The organism is Sphingobacteriales bacterium (genome assembly GCA_016719635.1).
Taxonomy (GTDB): domain Bacteria; phylum Bacteroidota; class Bacteroidia; order Chitinophagales; family JADIYW01; genus JADJSS01.
Genome location: JADJYT010000016.1, coordinates 259,391 through 276,296, shown reverse-complemented (window position 1 = coordinate 276,296; position 16,906 = coordinate 259,391). Strand labels below are relative to the sequence as shown.

The window sequence follows — 16,906 nt, the reverse complement described above, 5'->3', positions numbered from 1 at the left end:
CATCAGGATGCATTTTTTCTCTACAATAGTTTGTCCTTCTGCATTGGTGTAAGTCGTATCCAGTAAGTAGGTGCAGTTTTTACCATCACAAGATTCCATTTCTTCAGCACAGGCTTCCCTGTCCATACCTTCGCAGCACGCTGCAGAAGCCGCAGTATTCCCTTTATCCATATTAAAACCGATTCCGTTGATGTACGGCGCTATCACCAATGAAACGATAGACATCAGTTTTATCAGGATATTCATGGATGGCCCGGATGTATCTTTAAAAGGGTCTCCCACGGTATCACCTGTAACAGCGGCTTTGTGCGGCTCAGATTTTTTATAAAAAGTTTCCCCGTTGATTTCAACGCCTTTCTCAAATGATTTTTTAGCGTTATCCCAGGCGCCACCGGCATTCGACTGGAACATACCCATCAGTACACCGGAAACGGTAACGCCCGCCAACAAACCACCTAATACCTCCGGTCCGAAGATAAAGCCTACAACAACCGGTGTAACCAAAGCGATAGCACCCGGCAACATCATCTCGCGGATGGATGCTTCAGTAGAAATAGCCACACATTTTTCATATTCCGGTTTGGCTTTATATTCCATGATGCCCGGAATTTCCCTGAACTGACGGCGTACTTCGTTTACCATATCCATGGCCGCTCTGCCCACGGCAGAAATAGCCAGTGAAGAGAAGATGAACGGAATCATACCACCCACAAACAGGCCCGCTAAAACAGGAGCTTTGTAGATATCAATGGCAGAGATGCCGGATACACCGACAAATGCTGCAAATAAAGCTAAGGACGTCAATGCCGCAGAAGCAATCGCGAATCCTTTTCCGGTAGCAGCCGTAGTATTACCCACCGCATCCAGGATATCCGTACGTCCGCGTACTTCTTCCGGCAGCTGGCTCATCTCGGCGATACCGCCCGCATTGTCTGCAATCGGTCCGAAAGCATCGATAGACAACTGCATTGCTGTAGTTGCCATCATACCGGCAGCGGCGATAGCCACTCCGTATAATCCTGCAAAATAATAAGACCCGAAGATACCGGCAGCCAATACCAAAATCGGCAATACCGTACTTTCCATCCCTATTGCCAAACCGCCGATAATGTTGGTGGCGTGACCCGTGGAGGACTGACGCACGATAGACATTACAGGACGTTTACCCATAGCCGTATAATATTCTGTGATGATGGACATTAATGTACCTACTACCAATCCTACCATGATGGCTAAAAACACACCGGTGGAAGTAAAGGCATGCCCGCGTAATTCCAGTTGCTCCGGAAGAATATATTTAACCAAAGGATAAGCGGCAACTGCCACCAGAATAATGGAACCCCAGTTTCCTTTATTCAAGGCACCCTGTACATCTCCTTTGTCATCTTTTATAGTTACGAAGAAAGTACCCAGCCAGGAGAATATGATTCCAATACCTGCAATCGCCATTGGTAATAAAATGGGTGCCATTCCGCCGAAATTATCGTTGGAAATGGTTTCCTGTCCTAATACCATCGTCGCTAAAACGGTTGCCACATAAGAACCGAATAAGTCGGCGCCCATACCGGCAACGTCTCCTACGTTATCACCCACGTTGTCTGCAATGGTAGCAGGATTACGAACATCATCTTCCGGAATGCCAGCCTCCACTTTTCCTACCAGGTCAGCGCCTACGTCAGCCGCTTTGGTATATATACCTCCTCCCACACGGGCAAATAAAGCAATGGATTCTGCACCTAATGAGAAACCGGTCAGTACCTCGATTGCTTTCAGCATCTCATGACTGTTGGCGCCAGCACCATTCGCAAACAGGAAATAAAATACGATAAACAAACCACCTAATCCAAAAACGGCTAATCCTGCAACCCCTAATCCCATAACGGAACCCCCGGTGAAAGACACTTTCAGTGCATTTGCCAGGCTGCTTCTGGCGGCCTGTGTGGTACGCACGTTGGCTAATGTTGCCACTCTCATACCTATATATCCTGCGGTAGCTGAAAATATAGCACCGATCAGGAATGCAACAGCTATAATCGGGCTGGAATTTTCACCTCTCCATCCCAAAAATGCCAGCAAAACAGCGGCAATGATACCAAAGTAGGTCAAAATTCTCCACTCTGCCTTCAAAAATGCAATGGCGCCATCAGCGATATAGCCAGCCAGTTCCTGCATTTTTTCATCACCTGCATCTTGTTTTTTAACCCAAGCATATTTTATTGCTGTGATTATCAATCCGAAAATTCCCAGAAAAGGAACGACATAAAATAAACTGTTCATCTTGTATTATTTTGATTTTTAAAGCGGTGCAAAAGTACAACAAAGTTTAGAATAATTAACAACCCGATGTTTTGTTAACCAAAATACAAAAAAGCCACCTTGTTTTGGTGGCTAAATAGTTGATTATAAATGTTTCTTGTTATGGATTGGACGGTTTGTTGCACTTCGATTTTGCGCATTTGGCTTTGTCGCCGGCTTTACAGGAAGGATTGTTTTGTCCTTTCATACAGCAGCCTGCCGGAGCTCCGGAGGAAGTCACTGTACCCGCTGCGGTATTCAGGGATACCGTGTAGCCTGTTTGTTCGGCTAATTGTTTAATCGCATTTTCCGCAGAAATTACCTTTTCGTCAATGACAACAACTGCATTGCTGTTAGCCGCACTCACTGAACTGACTTCTGTAATTCCGTTAATAGAAGTTGCTGCACTTTTGAATTTCGTTTCACAGCCGCCGCAGTGCATTCCTTTTACGTTTAACTGAAGGGTGCTGCCGGCAAACATAGAAACGGTAATTACAAAAGACAACAGCGTTAAATAGATTTTTTTCATGATTCTAACTTTTTTAATTTATTATTGATAATGCATTAATCCTAAGACCAATGTGATGGTAAAAAACAGCAAAGATAATGCCACTAATACTTTATTTTCCTTTTTGAAGCCTACTATACCTAATGGTATGGCCGCTAATGCGAGTAAGACCTTTGAATCCAGCCACATATGCATTTCTGCCGGTATACCTCCCATCCACTTAATTCTGAAAAAGTACATCCAAAATCCTAAAACAAGAAATCCAACAGATAACAATGTTTCCACAATAAGGGTTTTCTTCTTATATGCTAAAAAGGCATTGCTTTTACCTGCCAGGAAAAGGACCGACTTGATAGAATAAGATATAAAGAATAATACGGCAAAACCCAGGTGCAGATGCAGTAACAATTTGTAGTCCATAATTTCCAATTTGACCCCAAAGGTAAGGAGTTTCTTCTGAAATCAGGTGTATTTGGTTATTTTGCGCTCTCCTAATATTCTGTTAAAACCCTTGTCCACAAATGTTAAAACTAAATCGTTAATTTTCCTTATGTTATGTTAAACTTTTAAACACAAAATTAATTTATACTAAACTATTTGTTTAAATTAGCACTTTCTAACCATGCTGTGATTTCCAGATAGAGTAAAGCCGTTACAACCGTTGGAATGAAATATTTTTTTAGTAAGTTTTTTTTAAGCGTACTGCTTACCTGTTTTGCTATTGGTGTTGCTAAAGCGCAAGACCCGACGTTTGCACAGTTTTATCAATATCGGATGTACTTAAACCCGGCAGCAACCGGTTCCGAGAAAGGATTAAGTGTTTCGATGATTTACAAAAACCAATGGAATTATGTCCCCGGAGGATTCAACACATACGGTATTTCCGCAGAAATACAATCTGCCAGAATATCTTCCGGTGTAGGAATTATGGCATACCGTAATGTGGAGGCTAAAACATTGCAGACCAATTATTTTTCAGCTTCTTATGCCTATATCGCGCAGATTTCAAAAAACATCAACCTTCATTTCGGAATCAATGCCGCATTTGTCAATAAATCTATAGATAAGAGCCGGTTGATCTTTACTGACCAGCTGGACCCGGAGGTGGGTGTAGTTCCCGGTGGTTCCAGTACGAATATTGTACTGAGAAAAGTGAATTTCTTTGATTTGGATGCCGGTATATTATTGCGATTTCGATATAGCATTCATGATCATCCAGTCCATAATTCATTAGGGTTTGCCGTTCATCACCTCACCCGGCCGGATGAATCTTTTGAAAATATTTCCACGCGCATTCCCATGCGTTTCACGGTGACTTACGGTTGTATGTTTCCTGTTTCAAGAGGAAAAAACAAACGAAATATAGATTTCTATCTGTCACCGGTCTTCAAATTTGATTTCATGGAGAAACTGAGAGTGTATAACCTTGGTGTTTTATCTACTTTCAAACCAATATATGCAGGGGTGATGTATCAGTTAAATAAATTTGACGGCAATCAGACACACGGACTGATATTTATAGGAGGGGTTGACTGGGACTTAGGAAAAGATGATTTAATGACATTGAATGTTGGGTACAGCTATCAGCTGGATTTTACCGGAGTAACATCTAAAAGCAGGGGACAGCATGAAGTGACCCTTCGAATGAATTTTAATAATGTTGCCCTTTATTCTCCTAAAAATAAAAAGGGCAAGAAAATAAATTGCTACGATTTCCCGGGTAAGAATGCCGTGAAATTGTTTTAACTTTAAATAATGCGGATGAAGACTATTTATAGAATCGTGTTTCTGGCCTTTGTTTTACAGGCTGTAAATAGTTTCGCCGTATGTAATTTTACGATAGACAAAACCACCGTTTGCGCGGGGGATGTGGTTACCATCCGGCTGAATCAACCTTATGCCAAATACCACAACATCATTGTTTACAAAGGTACGTATCCAATAGGTTCAGTGGCCGTAAAACCGACTGATTACAGTGTCTTGTTGCCCTATGACCCTACAAAGGACAACGAAATAAAGATTACATTCAGGGGTTCTACCGTTGTCCAGCAGTTCAGGATCTATTTGGCGGAAAGCAATGATGATTTCAACCAGATTCCACAGATTCCCTGCAATGGCGGACAATTAATCACCGTCAATCCCTCTCCCGATCCGTTTCTGACTGAACCAAATAATTTCGTTTTTTGCGGCTCTACCACATCCGAGACGGTTAATATTACCAATGCGTCCAACACAATGGGCATCAACACCAATTATACCATAAACTGGGGAGACGGAAGTCCTGTCGTAAATACTGCATCATTCAATGCCCCCCTTTCACATCTGTATGCTCCGGGAAGTTATACCATCACCTATACTGTAACCGGCAATACACCGGCACCCTGTAATGCTGCCACCAAAAAATACAATGTGCTGATAGGAAAGGCGCCAACACTGGCAATCATTCCATCCAACCCGACGGTTTGTGTTCCGGCAAGTTATAAATTACCTATTTCGCTCACACAAACAACGGGTGTGAATTCTGCCAGTACATTATATAAAATTTTTGTAAACGGCGAGTTGGATACGATTTACAATAATTCCAACCTTCCCGATACCATACGTTACAGTTTCACGAAAGGAAGTTGCGGTTCTGTTTCCAAAGACTGTAACAACGACAATAACTTTTCAGTCCGGATTTATGCAGTGAACGAATGTGATGTAACGGATGTTGCTCAATGTTTTTTGGTACTGGACAGTGTGAGGCCGAAAATAGGCGGTAAGGATACAGTATGTGTCGGTGACCTGGAACAATACAGAAACTTAGATCAGTTCAGCCGTGACAGGTTGTGTAATGAACCGAAGAAAACCTGGACAGTTGTTCCGGGAAGTGGTTTTAATACCGGAACACCTCTGGGCACACCAACTTTTAATAACCTGAATATCACCTTCACCCAAACCGGTATATACCGTATAAACCTGGGTGTTATCGGGGAGTGTAACACCAAAGACACCTTTAAGGATATTGTAGTCGTTGATAAAATTAAGGCATTGGCCGCATTCACCTCACCGCCCTGTATTCCGCCCAGCGGATTTATTGATGTACCGATTACCAATCTTTCCACGAAGCGGCCATCTGCCCGCGGTTATACCTGGTCAGTAACTCCATCGGCGGGAACAACCATACTCCCGAATCCTAACGCAGACAGCGTAACGATTCGATTCACCATTTCCGGTTCTTACACGGTGCGGTTACAGGTAGACGGCGCATGTAATCCTTCCATATGGGACAGTGTATTGGTTATTAAAGGAAAACCGGCCATAGATACATCAAAAATCCCTGAAGGTTGTTCTCTCCCCTTTGTTTTGAATAATCCTGCAAACTTCTTCACATTCACAAACGGAGGTGATCCCAATGCCACCTTTACCTGGACATTCAACAGTGGAAATCCGGCTTCTTCTTCACAGCAAAATCCGGGAAGTGTCACTTATAACGGCCCGGGTACTTTTCCGATTACGCTCCGTATTCAGGCGCAATGCGGTGATTCCACCTTGTCCAACCAGATTACCGTGAATAATTTTCCCAAGCCGAATGCAGGCCCGGACATTTCAGTCTGCAAGTTTGCAGCACCTGTGCGCTTAACCGCCAACCCTGCAGGAGGAATCTGGAGAGGACGGGGAATAACCGATTCCATTCAGGGGATATTCAATTCCGGAGCGGTGCCGACAGGAACCTATTCGATTATTTATATACTCAACCCGGCAAGCACCTGTCCGACCTATGATACCATACAGATAAGGGTATTGGAAATAGTAGGATTGACAGCCGGGCCAGACCAGACAATCTGTAAATCAACAGGAACCCTGCAGCTGACCTCAGACCCATTGTTTCCGGGTGGAAACTGGACAGGTCCGGGTGTGGTGAACTCCACCTTAGGTACCTTTGACCCCACCGGACTGGCTCCCGGCAATTATCAGGTTGGCTATGTTTTCAGGGACCCTTCCGGGGCCTGCAGTGACAGCGCATTCAAACGTGTAACCATATTTGACAGTGTTCGTATTTCAACACCTCCGGATTTATGCGTTAACCAACCTTTCAATTTCGGAAGTATCGTTGGAAATATAACCTCTGCCATCTGGAAGTTTGGAGACGGCACACCGGATGGTTTCATCATTAATCCATCCCACATATATGCCGCCCCGGGTACTTATACGGTCACTCTATTTGCTGAAACTGCTGACAGGTGTAAAGACACCATCCGATTCCCGGTGAATGTTGTTACCAATCCTCCGCTAAGTTTCATCGTCAATCCGGACAGCACCTGTACAGGTACTAATATATCATTCACTTTTCCCGCAGGACATGATACTGCAACACAATATTTGTGGGATTTTGGCATTTCTTCGCTGCAATCCGACCTTCCGGATCCACAGACAATTTCATTCCCTAAGCCATTATTAAGAGATACCAATTATATAGTAACGCTACGTGCAGATTATAACTGCGGACCATCCTTCTTTACCGATACTATCAAAGTAAAAGCATCGCCGAAGGCAAACTTTGGTGTTCAGAATATAGGGTGCTCCCCATTTCAGCCAATACTCGCAAACATATCTTATGGTTCTCCTACAGCCTATCTTTGGAATTTTGGCAATGGACAAACCACCACACAAGCCAATCCTGTTGCTCCGACTTATGTAAATACTACTCGCAGGGATACCACATTTACAATCAGCCTGAAAGCGGTGAATAGCTGTGACGCAGATAGTATAAGCAAAACCATTACGGTCAAAGGCAACGATATCTTTGCCAGGTATTTCACGAATATCAATCAGGGATGCCAGCCACTGACCGTTGATTTCTTTAATATTTCCACACCGGGCGCTGAAATTATCTGGGATTTTGGTGACGGCACTTCCGCTTATGCCGATCAGGTGTCTCACGTATACGACAGCGCAGGTGTATTCCGTGCTAAGATATTGGTTATCGGGGATTGCGGCAGGGATTCATTTATCACGACCATCAATGTTTTCGGTACACCTAAACCTGAATTTGATGTGCTGACGCCATGTGTGGGTACAGAAGCGCAGTTTATCAATAGAACCACGAATGGAAACAGTTATATCTGGGATTTTGGTGATGGAGCGCAATCCACCAGGCCTAACCCAACCCATGTTTACAGTGCGGTGGGGGTGTATACGGTAAAACTAATTGTTGCCAACAGCCGTCCGTGTGTTGATTCTATCATAAAACAGGTGCGGGTTTCTGTAACCCCAAAAGCGGGATTCAATGTAACCAATCCAAGTATCTGTGAAGAAGAGCCGACTGTTTTTATCAACAGTTCGACAGACGCCACCGCATTCAGCTGGAATTTCGGGAATGCAGAATCCTCCGCGTCTCCTGCACCGAATTATACCTATCCCAATCCGGGAGTTTATACTGTTTCACTAACGGCTATCAATGGTGATTGCAGAGACAGCTTGACACGTGTGGCAGCTGTAGAGATATATCCGAAACCGATAGCTGACTTTCTGTATGAATTTACCGGAGACGGATTTAATGCACCCGTTATTTTTACCAATACGACCGTTTTCGGGACAAATTTCTTTTGGAATTTTGGCGATGGCGACTCTTCACGCGTAACAGATCCAACTCATCTATACAGCGGAGAAGGACCTTATCGGGTCACCCTATTTGCCGTAAGCAATAAGGGCTGTAAAGATACCGTCTCAAAAGCATTGGGGGTCGATTATTCAGGACAGTTGTATGTTCCGAATGTCTTTGCTCCGGAAGTGGGCGTGGGCGAATCGGCCATCTGGAAACCAAAAGGATTGAGCATGAAAGAATACCGTGTGGAGGTATTTTCTACCTACGGTCAACTGTTGTGGGAGTCTAGTCTGTTAGAGAACGGACAACCGACAGAAGGTTGGGACGGCAGATTCAAAGGCACCTTGCTGCCACAAGATATTTACGTCTGGAAAATACGCGCCATCTTTACAGACGGAAAAGCATGGGAAGGAATGAAAGATCCGAAAACCGGCAAGACCGCTATCATGGGTTCCCTGTTGTTATTAAGATAAGATGATGTTGTAGATATCGTAGACTAAGTTATGCTATCAGGGATGTCATCAGGCAAAATTAAGCAAAGTGTCGTCTTATTTAAATTAGATTCTTTTGATAGACTATTTCAACTATCGGTTGGTGTCCTCACCAACCAAAATAGGTGGTCGGTGAGGACACCAACCACTAGGATAAAATGACTGCATCAATTTTGTGTCTATGTGTTTACATAAATTCCTTCAGGAGTTAAGACACTATTTTAGATAAGCTGGTTATTACACTGGCCAGTCGGATGGCATCCCATATACGCTGTTCACTGCTGCCTGCTTGTAATACAGACTGTTCGTGGCTTTTCACACACATCTCACACCCGTTCACGGCACTTACCGCCAAACTCGCCAGTTCAAAAAACTCTTTACCCAATACCGGATTCATCATGATATTCATGCGCAGCCTGGCTGGTGCATTGTTGTAAAAGTCTTTCTCTACATAGTGCCGAAAACGATAAAAGACGTTATTGGCCGCCAGTAAAGAAGCACAAGCCTGTGCATCTGCAATCTCAGCATCGGAGGCTTCATTTTCTTTCGACTTTGCAGCAAATGCGTTGACCAGAACTGTATTGTTGTTATTCGTGGCAATCGCCAAAGCCAGCAGATAGCTTTCCTTTGCCTGCAATGATTCTGACGTCAAGACGGATTTAACATTCATCTTCAGATCGCGCAGGTATTTGGAGTCTGCTGCTGCCAGATGCTGCAAGGTCGCATTCGTATATTCAGGCTGGATACCAAGATCAGCCAACAATTCTTGTACTGTTTCGTGCATGGTTTGGATTTGTGATGTGAGAAATGAGAGGTGAGAAACGAGATTTTTATAGTCTCGCCTCTCAAATCTCTGGTCTATTTATCTACGAAAGCGTTGCTTGTCCTTTTTCCCAGTTACATGGGCACAATTCATCCGTTTGTAATGCGTCTAAAACGCGGAGAACTTCTTTTACGCTTCTGCCCACAGATAAGTCGTAAACGCTTACCCAACGGATAGTACCTTGCGGGTCAACGATGAAGGTTGCTCGGTAGCACACTTCTTCGCCTTCTGTTAATATACCCAGTTCACGGGAAAGTGATTTGGACGTGTCGGCTACCATCGGGAATTTCAGGTCACGCAAGTCATCGTGGTGTACGCGCCATGCGTGGTGTACGAATTCTGAATCGGTAGATGCGCCTAATAATACTGCGTCTCTGTCTTTAAAGTCACCAACGTGTTTGCCGAATTCAGCAATCTCTGTCGGGCAAACAAACGTGAAATCTTTTGGCCAAAAGAAGATCACCAGCCATTTTCCGTCTTTCTCATGAACGTCGTTGGAAAGTGTTTGAAACTCTTTTCCTTTTTCTAAACTTACTACGGAAGTTTTCTCAAATCGCGGGAACTTTTGTCCTACTGTTGCTAATGCCATTTTTTATCTATTTTAATTGAGTGAATAATTGGGTGCAAAATTACAAGTTAGTTCCTTAACCACGATGCATACATCCAGATTTCTTTTTCCTGTTGGGTGATAAAATCCGTCAACATCGTAATGGTACCTTCGTCTTCAAGTTTTTCTGCCGTTTTCAGAATTGACCGCTCCAGCACAACAACTGTTTGCAGGCTGCTTACAATCAATTCAACTGCCGTCTTAGCATCCGAGATGTCTTTTCCCGCCCGGATGGAAGAATTTTTTAAATAATCCGTAAACGTATGCAAGGGGGTGAAACCTAAGGTCAGTATTCGTTCTGCCACCAAATCAATTTTCAGCTGCGCGTCATTGTAGATTTCTTCGAATTTCACATGCAGTTCGAAAAAATGCTTGCCTTTAATGTTCCAATGCAACCCGCGTGCATTTTGGTAGTACAGTTGGAAATTGGCCAGCAGTTTGTTCAATTCAGCAGCCAAGGCTTCTGATTGCCTCCTGTCCAGACCTATTTGAGTGAAACTTTTCGATTTGCTCATGGTGTTTTTTTTTCAAAACAAAGATGCAACATATTGTTTTATAGAAAAAATCAATTAATTTTATTATTCAATAAGAAAAAATTATGAACATCTCGCTGACCCAATTGGAATACCTGATGGCAATTGATACGTACCGCCATTTTGCAAAAGCGGCCGACGCCTGTCTGGTGACTCAGCCCACCTTGAGCATGCAGTTGAAAAAACTGGAAGAAGAACTGCACCTTACTCTTTTTGACCGCAGCAAACAGCCTATTATACCGACAGATGCCGGAAAAGAGGTGATTGAACAGGCACGTATCATTCTGCGGGAGGCAAAGAAGCTGGACCATATTGCAAGGCATTACGACAATACCTTTGAAGGAAGCCTGACGATTGGAATCATTCCAACGATTGCACCGTATTTGCTGCCGTATTTTCTGGGGGATTTCATCAAAAAATACAAACAGATTAAACTGGTGATACATGAGCTGAAGACGGATGAAATAATTCTAAAACTCAATAAGGATGAGATTGATGTGGGCATCCTGGCGACTCCGCTGCATGAAAACAACCTGATTGAAGAACCGCTGTATTATGAAGAAATTAAGGTATATGCCCATTACAACCATCCGCTGACCAGGAAAAAATACCTGGAGCATGAGGATATTATGCGGGATGATATCTGGATGCTGTCAAAAGGGAATTGTTTTCGAAACCAGATCATTAATATCTGTGCTAATCCGATAAAGCTGAATGAGCAGCTAAAATATGAAAGCGGTTCTATTGAAACATTAAAGAAAATGGTAGAAATGGAGGGTGGATTTACACTGCTGCCGGAGCTGGCGGTATTGGAATTGTCCGCTAAAAAAATCAATCAGGTCGCCGAATTTAAAAAACCCAAGCCGTTGCGAGAAGTGAGTATCGTGTTTGCCCGAAGCGTATCCAAAAAGAAGTTTATTGATGTGTTGAAAAAACAAATTATAAAGAATATGCCGGAAGAACTGCTGAATAAAAAGCGCGGAGCCGTGGTGGAATGGAAGTGATGAATCAAACACGGATAAAACGGATAGTTAAGATTGAATTTGATCTTTATTTGATTCTGAGAAAACCAGTATAAATCTAAAAATCCTAGTTCCATTCTCTATTCTGCCTCTTCCAGTTCTTTCAGGCAGTCTTTCAGTTTTTCCAGATGCTGCCCGTATAACTTTCGGACATACCATTTCATCACCGGATAGGAGACGAGGGTAAGCAATAGGGCAAAGGATAATATCATGGATAAGGTGGCAGAACTGAAGGCATCAAAATATACCAGAAATCCCAATGCTTTCATTTGATACAAAATGGCAAATCCGGAAAGGAAACCGGAAACCGGCGTCAGCAATAAACTTCCCCAGAAATAAATGCTGAGGTATTTTTCCAGCTGGACAATCAGCGCCTGAAGGCTGGATTTTATATCCTGATGATAGGAAAAAAAGCGGTTGAGCTCTCTGTATTTTTGTATATAATAAATGAAATAGGGGATGAAGATAAATACCAGTACCAGGATACACAAAAAGGTCACTTCTTTGTTGTTAAAATAAAACGGCACACCGGCAATCAGCAACAGGCACGCACAAAACATCGCAATTTCAATCTGCAGGTTTTTGCGCAGGCGGTCAATAATGTTGGTGGATGTATGGCTGAGCAGTTCGCGGATTTTATCCTGCTCCATCTGTTGCCGGCCGATATTGGAGTCGATTTTATCTTTCCAGATATTCTTCAGGTCGTCTAATTCTATCATCGCTCTGTTTTTATAAGTGTTCTCAATTTTTCCTTAATGCGGCTCATCTTAACCGCTACGTAATTGGCGGTTATACCGGTAATTTCTGCAATCTCTTCATACGGCTTATCTTCCAGGTATAACAATACTATAGATTTTTCGACATCAGATAATTGCTCTACAGCCTTGTTTAATTGCTTCAAGTCTTCATCGGTATTTTCCGTTGCCTTATCCTCGAGCTGAATGGCTATCTTTTCCAGGCCGGTGGTTTCAATTTTCTTTTTTCTCAATCCGGATATTGCAGTATTTAGCGCAATCCGGTACATCCAGGTGGTGATTTTGGATTCGTTTCGAAAGGAAGGAAAGGCTTTCCATAATTGCAAAACAATTTCCTGGAACAAATCATCCCTGTCGTGCTGTGTATGGCCATAGATCCTGCATACTTTATGCAGAATACCCTGATGCGTGTTGATGGTTTGTACAAAAAGTTGTTCCAAAACGGTTTATAAGTGCTTGTTTCTATTAGTCTTTGATACTGCAAAGATATTACAATCCGGGCCATTTTAATATCCTTTTCTCTACCGGTGGTTTTCCCTGAATTATTTCTTTGGTGGTTTGGGCTGAAGATAAAGTTTCCCGTTTGGCGGAATTTTACATCATCAAACAAACACATTCATCACCACTAAAAAATAACCAAAATGAAAACAGTAACCACCACCATCGCAGCCATCCTGATCGCAGTAATGACCATCACTTCTGCTTCGGCTAAAACCACCACCATGACCAAAGACCGGTTTGACCTGGTGTTCAAGGGTATCGACAACAGCATCGTAGGTACCTGGGAGAAGAACAAAGATGCCGCTTCCGGCACCGCTTCCGAGTTCTGTCAGTTCAATGCCAACGGAACCTATGTTTCCTTTACACAGGCAAACGGCAAGATCATGGTAACGGGCAGAGGCAGCTGGATGGTGAAAAACGGACAAATCACCATTGTGAACGGCGGAGAGGTTTCTTCCGTCGCGGCATACAGCGCAACAGACAACCAGCTGGTTTTCGGGGAAGAAACTGGGTATTCCAAACCGACGGCAGCGTTTGCCAGCAAATAAGACACATTAATCAACACGAAAAAGAATTAGTCATCCAATAAAACAGTGATCATGAAAACAATTAAAACAATCAGAAGTATGGCGGCCATGATGGTTATCCTCTTTGCAGCAACGGCAACAGGTTGCCAAAATGAAAATGAAATCACACCGAACCCGGGCAGTGGCGTTACCACACCACCCGTTGTAACTCCTCCAGCAGCGGTGTCTGTGCCCAAGCCGAAAGAAATTATAACCGTTGTGAACGGAATGACAACAAGAATACAGTCGTATACGTATGACAGCCAGGGAATGCTGACCATTTATGCTTCGAAAAATGAAGCATCCGTGGATTCAGTCATCATGCAGCCTAATCAGGTTTCATACAGATCAATCAGGAGTGGAGGACTCAGGGTCAATATGGGCTTGGCCTTAAATTCCAATAAAACGTATAAGCGGGTCGATTTATTATCTTCGTCAACCGGTGGCGTCGTCGATCAGGCCATATTTAATCATAATGCACAGTTCAGAATAGACAGTATTACGCAGCCAAGAACCGATCTTCCTTTAGCCAGATTTGATTACATCAGCAATAACCTGAACGGTATACAAATGGAAGTACAAAAGATAAATGTCAACTATTCCCACAACCTTTCTTATCAGAAAGGCATTAACGAAATTCCCTTTTCCATTACACCAGTAAAATACTTTAAGCTGTTGGAACAGGAGGATGCCACAACGACTCAACTGTACAATAAATTACTTAAACAGATTATTATTAATAACGGAACTGGCAGATTTGAATTACATGATTTTGTATATGAATTTGACGGTCAAAACAGGGTGTCTAAAATTACCGATACCATCACGTTTACCACATCCAGTACTTCTGTTCAGAAGATAGCGGTAAGTACAATTACGTACAGATCCGGTTTCAATATTCCTTAGTTGTTTGGGAGCTGCCGCAAGGCGGCTCTTTAATTTTTATTGGCGAGCTGTCCGCAGGCGGCATCGATATCTTTTCCGCGGCTTTTGCGCACATGGGCGATGACCTTATGTTTGGTGAGATAGTCAATAAATTTCTCCCTCGTTTCCACCGTGGATTTGTGAAAGTCAGCGTTGTCAATCTTGTTGTATTCAATCACATTGACTTTTACGTCATTCAGCCGTTTGCACAAGACTTCCAGGTTCTTGGCGTCTTCCAGGGTGTCATTCACACCGGCTAATAAGATATATTCAAATGTCACCTCTCCTTTGCATTTGGATTGGAAATACTGCAAAGCCCCTATCAGCGCTTCAATGTTATTCTGCTCGTTGATAGGCATGATGGTGTTGCGTTTGACATCATCGGCTGCGTGAAGGGATAATGCCAGATTAAACCGGACGCCATCGTCGGCCAGTTTTTTTATCATCTTGGCGACACCTGCTGTAGAAACGGTAATGCGTTTTGCCGCCATATTCAGGCCCTCTTCCGAGGTAATTTTATCAATGGCTTTCATCACATTGCCGTAATTCAGGAGCGGTTCGCCCATGCCCATGAATACGATGTTGGATAATCTTCTGCCGATACTCTCCTGTGCCTGCCGGTTGATTAATACCACCTGGTCATAGATTTCGGCAACCTCCAGGTTGCGCTCTCTTTTCAGGTAGCCGGTGGCGCAAAAAGAACAAGTCAGACTGCAGCCTACCTGAGAGGACACACAGGCGGTAGCCCGGTCTTCCGTTGGAATTAGGACACCTTCGATTAAGTGTTTATCATAAAGCTGGAAGGCAGACTTTATGGTCCCATCATTCGATTTCTGTACTTTGTAAACGGCAACCGGATGAATAACAAAATGGGTATCCAGTTTTTCTCTTAATTCTTTGGAGAGGTTGGTCATTTCATCAAAATGTACGGCGCTTTTTTTCCAGATCCACCCGTAAATCTGTCTGGCACGAAACGGCTTCTCTCCCAAATGCTCCAGCCGGGCAATCAGTTCCTCTTTGGATAATTGTCGTATGTCCGTTTTCTTTTCCAATGTACCGCAAAGATAGTCGAATTATTATCACAAATACTTTTTGCGTATTTTTGAGAAATGTACCGTAAGATTTCTGCCGATATCATCTTTCCCGTTACTGCTGCACCTATAAAAGACGGAGTGGTGGTGATGAATGAACAGGGCAAGGTTACAGACATTTCCACACGGGATAAATTTGATTCTGCGGAGTTGGAGATATATCAGGGGATTATTGTTCCCGGTTTTATCAATGCACATTGTCATCTTGAATTATCACACCTGAAAGGTATCACACAAACCGGCACCGGCCTGATTGATTTCATTGCACAAGTCATTAAGAACAGAAACCATTCGCAGGAAATTATACAGGAAGCAATAGTAAGGGAAGAACAAAATATGCTGGAAAGGGGGATAGTTGCCGTCGGCGACATTTCCAATACAACAGATACGTTTATACAGAAACAAAAAAGCAGGTTGCATTATTACACATTTGTAGAGTATTTTGATTTATTCCAGGAGGCGGATACGAACAAAATTCTTCAGCAATACGATGCAGTATTTGACAGCTTAAAGGCCGATACATTTAATAAAAAATCGAAGGTGCCGCACGCACCGTATTCCGTTTCGCAAAAACTGTTTGATGCACTGAAAAACAGCTGTGACCACCTTACCATCTCCATTCACAACCAGGAGACACCGCCGGAGAACGAGCTTTTTTTAAGTAAAAGAGGAGGCTTTATTTCTTTTTATGAGAGAATAGGTTTTAGTGCAAAGGATATTCCTGTATTCGGAATGCCTTCGATTTATTATGCTTTGGAATACCTGAAAAAAGAGAACAGGAATTTATTCGTGCACAATACACTAACTACAATCGATGATATTAATGCTGCGCATGCGCGGCTGGGAAGAGAGCAGGTTTTTTGGGCAACATGCCCCAATGCCAATTTATATATTGAGAACCGCCTGCCGGAATATAAGAAGTTTATGGAGGCTCATGCGACGGTGTGTATCGGGACGGACAGTCTCACTTCCAACTGGCAATTGAATATTTTGGAAGAGATGAAAACCATTTTAAAATATCAGTCGTACCTTGATTTTGAATCGGTACTGCAATGGGCAACGATCAATGGTGCCAAAGCGCTTGGTTTTGAAAACGAGTTGGGGAGTATTGAGGTAGGAAAAATACCAGGACTGGTATGGATACAGGATATGGAAAATAATAAATTAACGGACAAATCCATTGCCGTCAAATTGTAAATATAG

The 16,906-nt window shown here is 43.1% G+C and carries 14 protein-coding genes and 1 pseudogene; 6 read left to right on the top strand and 9 right to left on the bottom strand.

Translation table 11 applies throughout. The features are described from left to right. Positions 1-189 precede the first annotated feature (189 nt). The 3 genes and pseudogenes from IPM95_15960 to IPM95_15950 all read right to left on the bottom strand — a co-directional run bounded on the left by IPM95_15960 (position 190) and on the right by IPM95_15950 (position 3,223). Positions 190-2,277: pseudogene (locus IPM95_15960) on the bottom strand (sodium-translocating pyrophosphatase). A gap of 139 nt (positions 2,278-2,416) precedes the next feature. Next, positions 2,417-2,824, bottom strand: a complete 408-nt coding sequence (locus tag IPM95_15955; GenBank protein ID MBK9330752.1) for a heavy-metal-associated domain-containing protein — start codon at positions 2,822-2,824, stop codon at positions 2,417-2,419. 21 nt (positions 2,825-2,845) lie between these two features. Beyond that, positions 2,846-3,223, bottom strand: coding sequence for a hypothetical protein (locus tag IPM95_15950; GenBank protein ID MBK9330751.1), 378 nt, complete (start codon positions 3,221-3,223; stop codon positions 2,846-2,848). 246 nt (positions 3,224-3,469) lie between these two features. Between IPM95_15950 and IPM95_15945 the strand changes: the two genes are divergently transcribed. Both IPM95_15945 and IPM95_15940 read left to right on the top strand, forming a co-directional pair. Beyond that, positions 3,470-4,549, top strand: a complete 1,080-nt coding sequence (locus IPM95_15945; protein MBK9330750.1) for a PorP/SprF family type IX secretion system membrane protein — start codon at positions 3,470-3,472, stop codon at positions 4,547-4,549. Between the two features lie 15 nt (positions 4,550-4,564). After that, positions 4,565-8,863: a PKD domain-containing protein gene (locus IPM95_15940; protein ID MBK9330749.1), complete on the top strand. Its 4,299-nt coding sequence runs from the start codon at positions 4,565-4,567 to the stop codon at positions 8,861-8,863. A 226-nt stretch (positions 8,864-9,089) separates the two neighbouring features. Here IPM95_15940 and IPM95_15935 read toward each other — a convergent pair whose 3' ends face one another. The 3 genes from IPM95_15935 to IPM95_15925 form a co-directional block, all read right to left on the bottom strand. Next, entirely contained in the window at positions 9,090-9,665 is a 576-nt protein-coding gene (locus IPM95_15935) for a carboxymuconolactone decarboxylase family protein (protein ID MBK9330748.1), read from the bottom strand. A gap of 82 nt (positions 9,666-9,747) precedes the next feature. Further along, entirely contained in the window at positions 9,748-10,293 is a 546-nt protein-coding gene (locus tag IPM95_15930; protein ID MBK9330747.1) for a peroxiredoxin, read from the bottom strand. A 47-nt stretch (positions 10,294-10,340) separates the two neighbouring features. Beyond that, positions 10,341-10,826, bottom strand: coding sequence for a DNA starvation/stationary phase protection protein (locus tag IPM95_15925; protein ID MBK9330746.1), 486 nt, complete (start codon positions 10,824-10,826; stop codon positions 10,341-10,343). A gap of 83 nt (positions 10,827-10,909) precedes the next feature. On the opposite strand from IPM95_15925, the gene IPM95_15920 reads away from it, so the two are divergent. Continuing rightward, positions 10,910-11,848: a LysR family transcriptional regulator gene (locus tag IPM95_15920; GenBank protein MBK9330745.1), complete on the top strand. Its 939-nt coding sequence runs from the start codon at positions 10,910-10,912 to the stop codon at positions 11,846-11,848. A 98-nt stretch (positions 11,849-11,946) separates the two neighbouring features. On the opposite strand, the gene IPM95_15915 is transcribed toward IPM95_15920, so the two are convergent. Then, positions 11,947-12,585, bottom strand: a complete 639-nt coding sequence (locus IPM95_15915; protein MBK9330744.1) for a hypothetical protein — start codon at positions 12,583-12,585, stop codon at positions 11,947-11,949. Beyond that, complete coding sequence (locus IPM95_15910; GenBank protein MBK9330743.1) at positions 12,582-13,061, bottom strand: RNA polymerase sigma factor; 480 nt, start codon at positions 13,059-13,061, stop codon at positions 12,582-12,584. Before IPM95_15910 ends, IPM95_15915 begins: the two co-directional genes overlap by 4 nt. Positions 13,062-13,262: 201 nt before the next feature. Between IPM95_15910 and IPM95_15905 the strand changes: the two genes are divergently transcribed. After that, the gene (locus IPM95_15905) at positions 13,263-13,670 is read left to right on the top strand and encodes a hypothetical protein (GenBank protein MBK9330742.1); all 408 of its coding nucleotides are present in this window, start codon (positions 13,263-13,265) and stop codon (positions 13,668-13,670) included. 51 nt (positions 13,671-13,721) lie between these two features. After that, complete coding sequence (locus IPM95_15900) at positions 13,722-14,594, top strand: hypothetical protein (protein ID MBK9330741.1); 873 nt, start codon at positions 13,722-13,724, stop codon at positions 14,592-14,594. A 29-nt stretch (positions 14,595-14,623) separates the two neighbouring features. Here the strand turns inward: IPM95_15900 and rlmN are convergent, their stop codons facing one another. Beyond that, positions 14,624-15,664 carry a 23S rRNA (adenine(2503)-C(2))-methyltransferase RlmN gene (gene rlmN, locus IPM95_15895; GenBank protein MBK9330740.1) on the bottom strand — a complete coding sequence of 347 codons (1,041 nt, stop codon included), beginning with the start codon at positions 15,662-15,664 and terminating at the stop codon, positions 14,624-14,626. Between the two features lie 57 nt (positions 15,665-15,721). Between rlmN and IPM95_15890 the strand changes: the two genes are divergently transcribed. Then, positions 15,722-16,900 carry an amidohydrolase family protein gene (locus IPM95_15890; protein MBK9330739.1) on the top strand — a complete coding sequence of 393 codons (1,179 nt, stop codon included), beginning with the start codon at positions 15,722-15,724 and terminating at the stop codon, positions 16,898-16,900. Positions 16,901-16,906 lie beyond the last annotated feature (6 nt).

Excerpts from the sequence above, each read along its gene's own strand:
- IPM95_15930 (MBK9330747.1), bottom strand. The coding sequence starts at position 10,293 with ATGGCATTAGCAACAGTAGGACAAAAGTTCCCGCGATTTGAGAAAACT.
- IPM95_15905 (MBK9330742.1), top strand. The coding sequence starts at position 13,263 with ATGAAAACAGTAACCACCACCATCGCAGCCATCCTGATCGCAGTAATG.
- IPM95_15955 (MBK9330752.1), bottom strand. The coding sequence starts at position 2,824 with ATGAAAAAAATCTATTTAACGCTGTTGTCTTTTGTAATTACCGTTTCT.
- IPM95_15945 (MBK9330750.1), top strand. The coding sequence starts at position 3,470 with ATGAAATATTTTTTTAGTAAGTTTTTTTTAAGCGTACTGCTTACCTGT.
- IPM95_15915 (MBK9330744.1), bottom strand. The coding sequence starts at position 12,585 with ATGATAGAATTAGACGACCTGAAGAATATCTGGAAAGATAAAATCGAC.
- IPM95_15940 (MBK9330749.1), top strand. The coding sequence starts at position 4,565 with ATGAAGACTATTTATAGAATCGTGTTTCTGGCCTTTGTTTTACAGGCT.
- IPM95_15890 (MBK9330739.1), top strand. The coding sequence starts at position 15,722 with ATGTACCGTAAGATTTCTGCCGATATCATCTTTCCCGTTACTGCTGCA.
- IPM95_15950 (MBK9330751.1), bottom strand. The coding sequence starts at position 3,223 with ATGGACTACAAATTGTTACTGCATCTGCACCTGGGTTTTGCCGTATTA.
- IPM95_15925 (MBK9330746.1), bottom strand. The coding sequence starts at position 10,826 with ATGAGCAAATCGAAAAGTTTCACTCAAATAGGTCTGGACAGGAGGCAA.
- IPM95_15935 (MBK9330748.1), bottom strand. The coding sequence starts at position 9,665 with ATGCACGAAACAGTACAAGAATTGTTGGCTGATCTTGGTATCCAGCCT.
- IPM95_15900 (MBK9330741.1), top strand. The coding sequence starts at position 13,722 with ATGAAAACAATTAAAACAATCAGAAGTATGGCGGCCATGATGGTTATC.
- IPM95_15920 (MBK9330745.1), top strand. The coding sequence starts at position 10,910 with ATGAACATCTCGCTGACCCAATTGGAATACCTGATGGCAATTGATACG.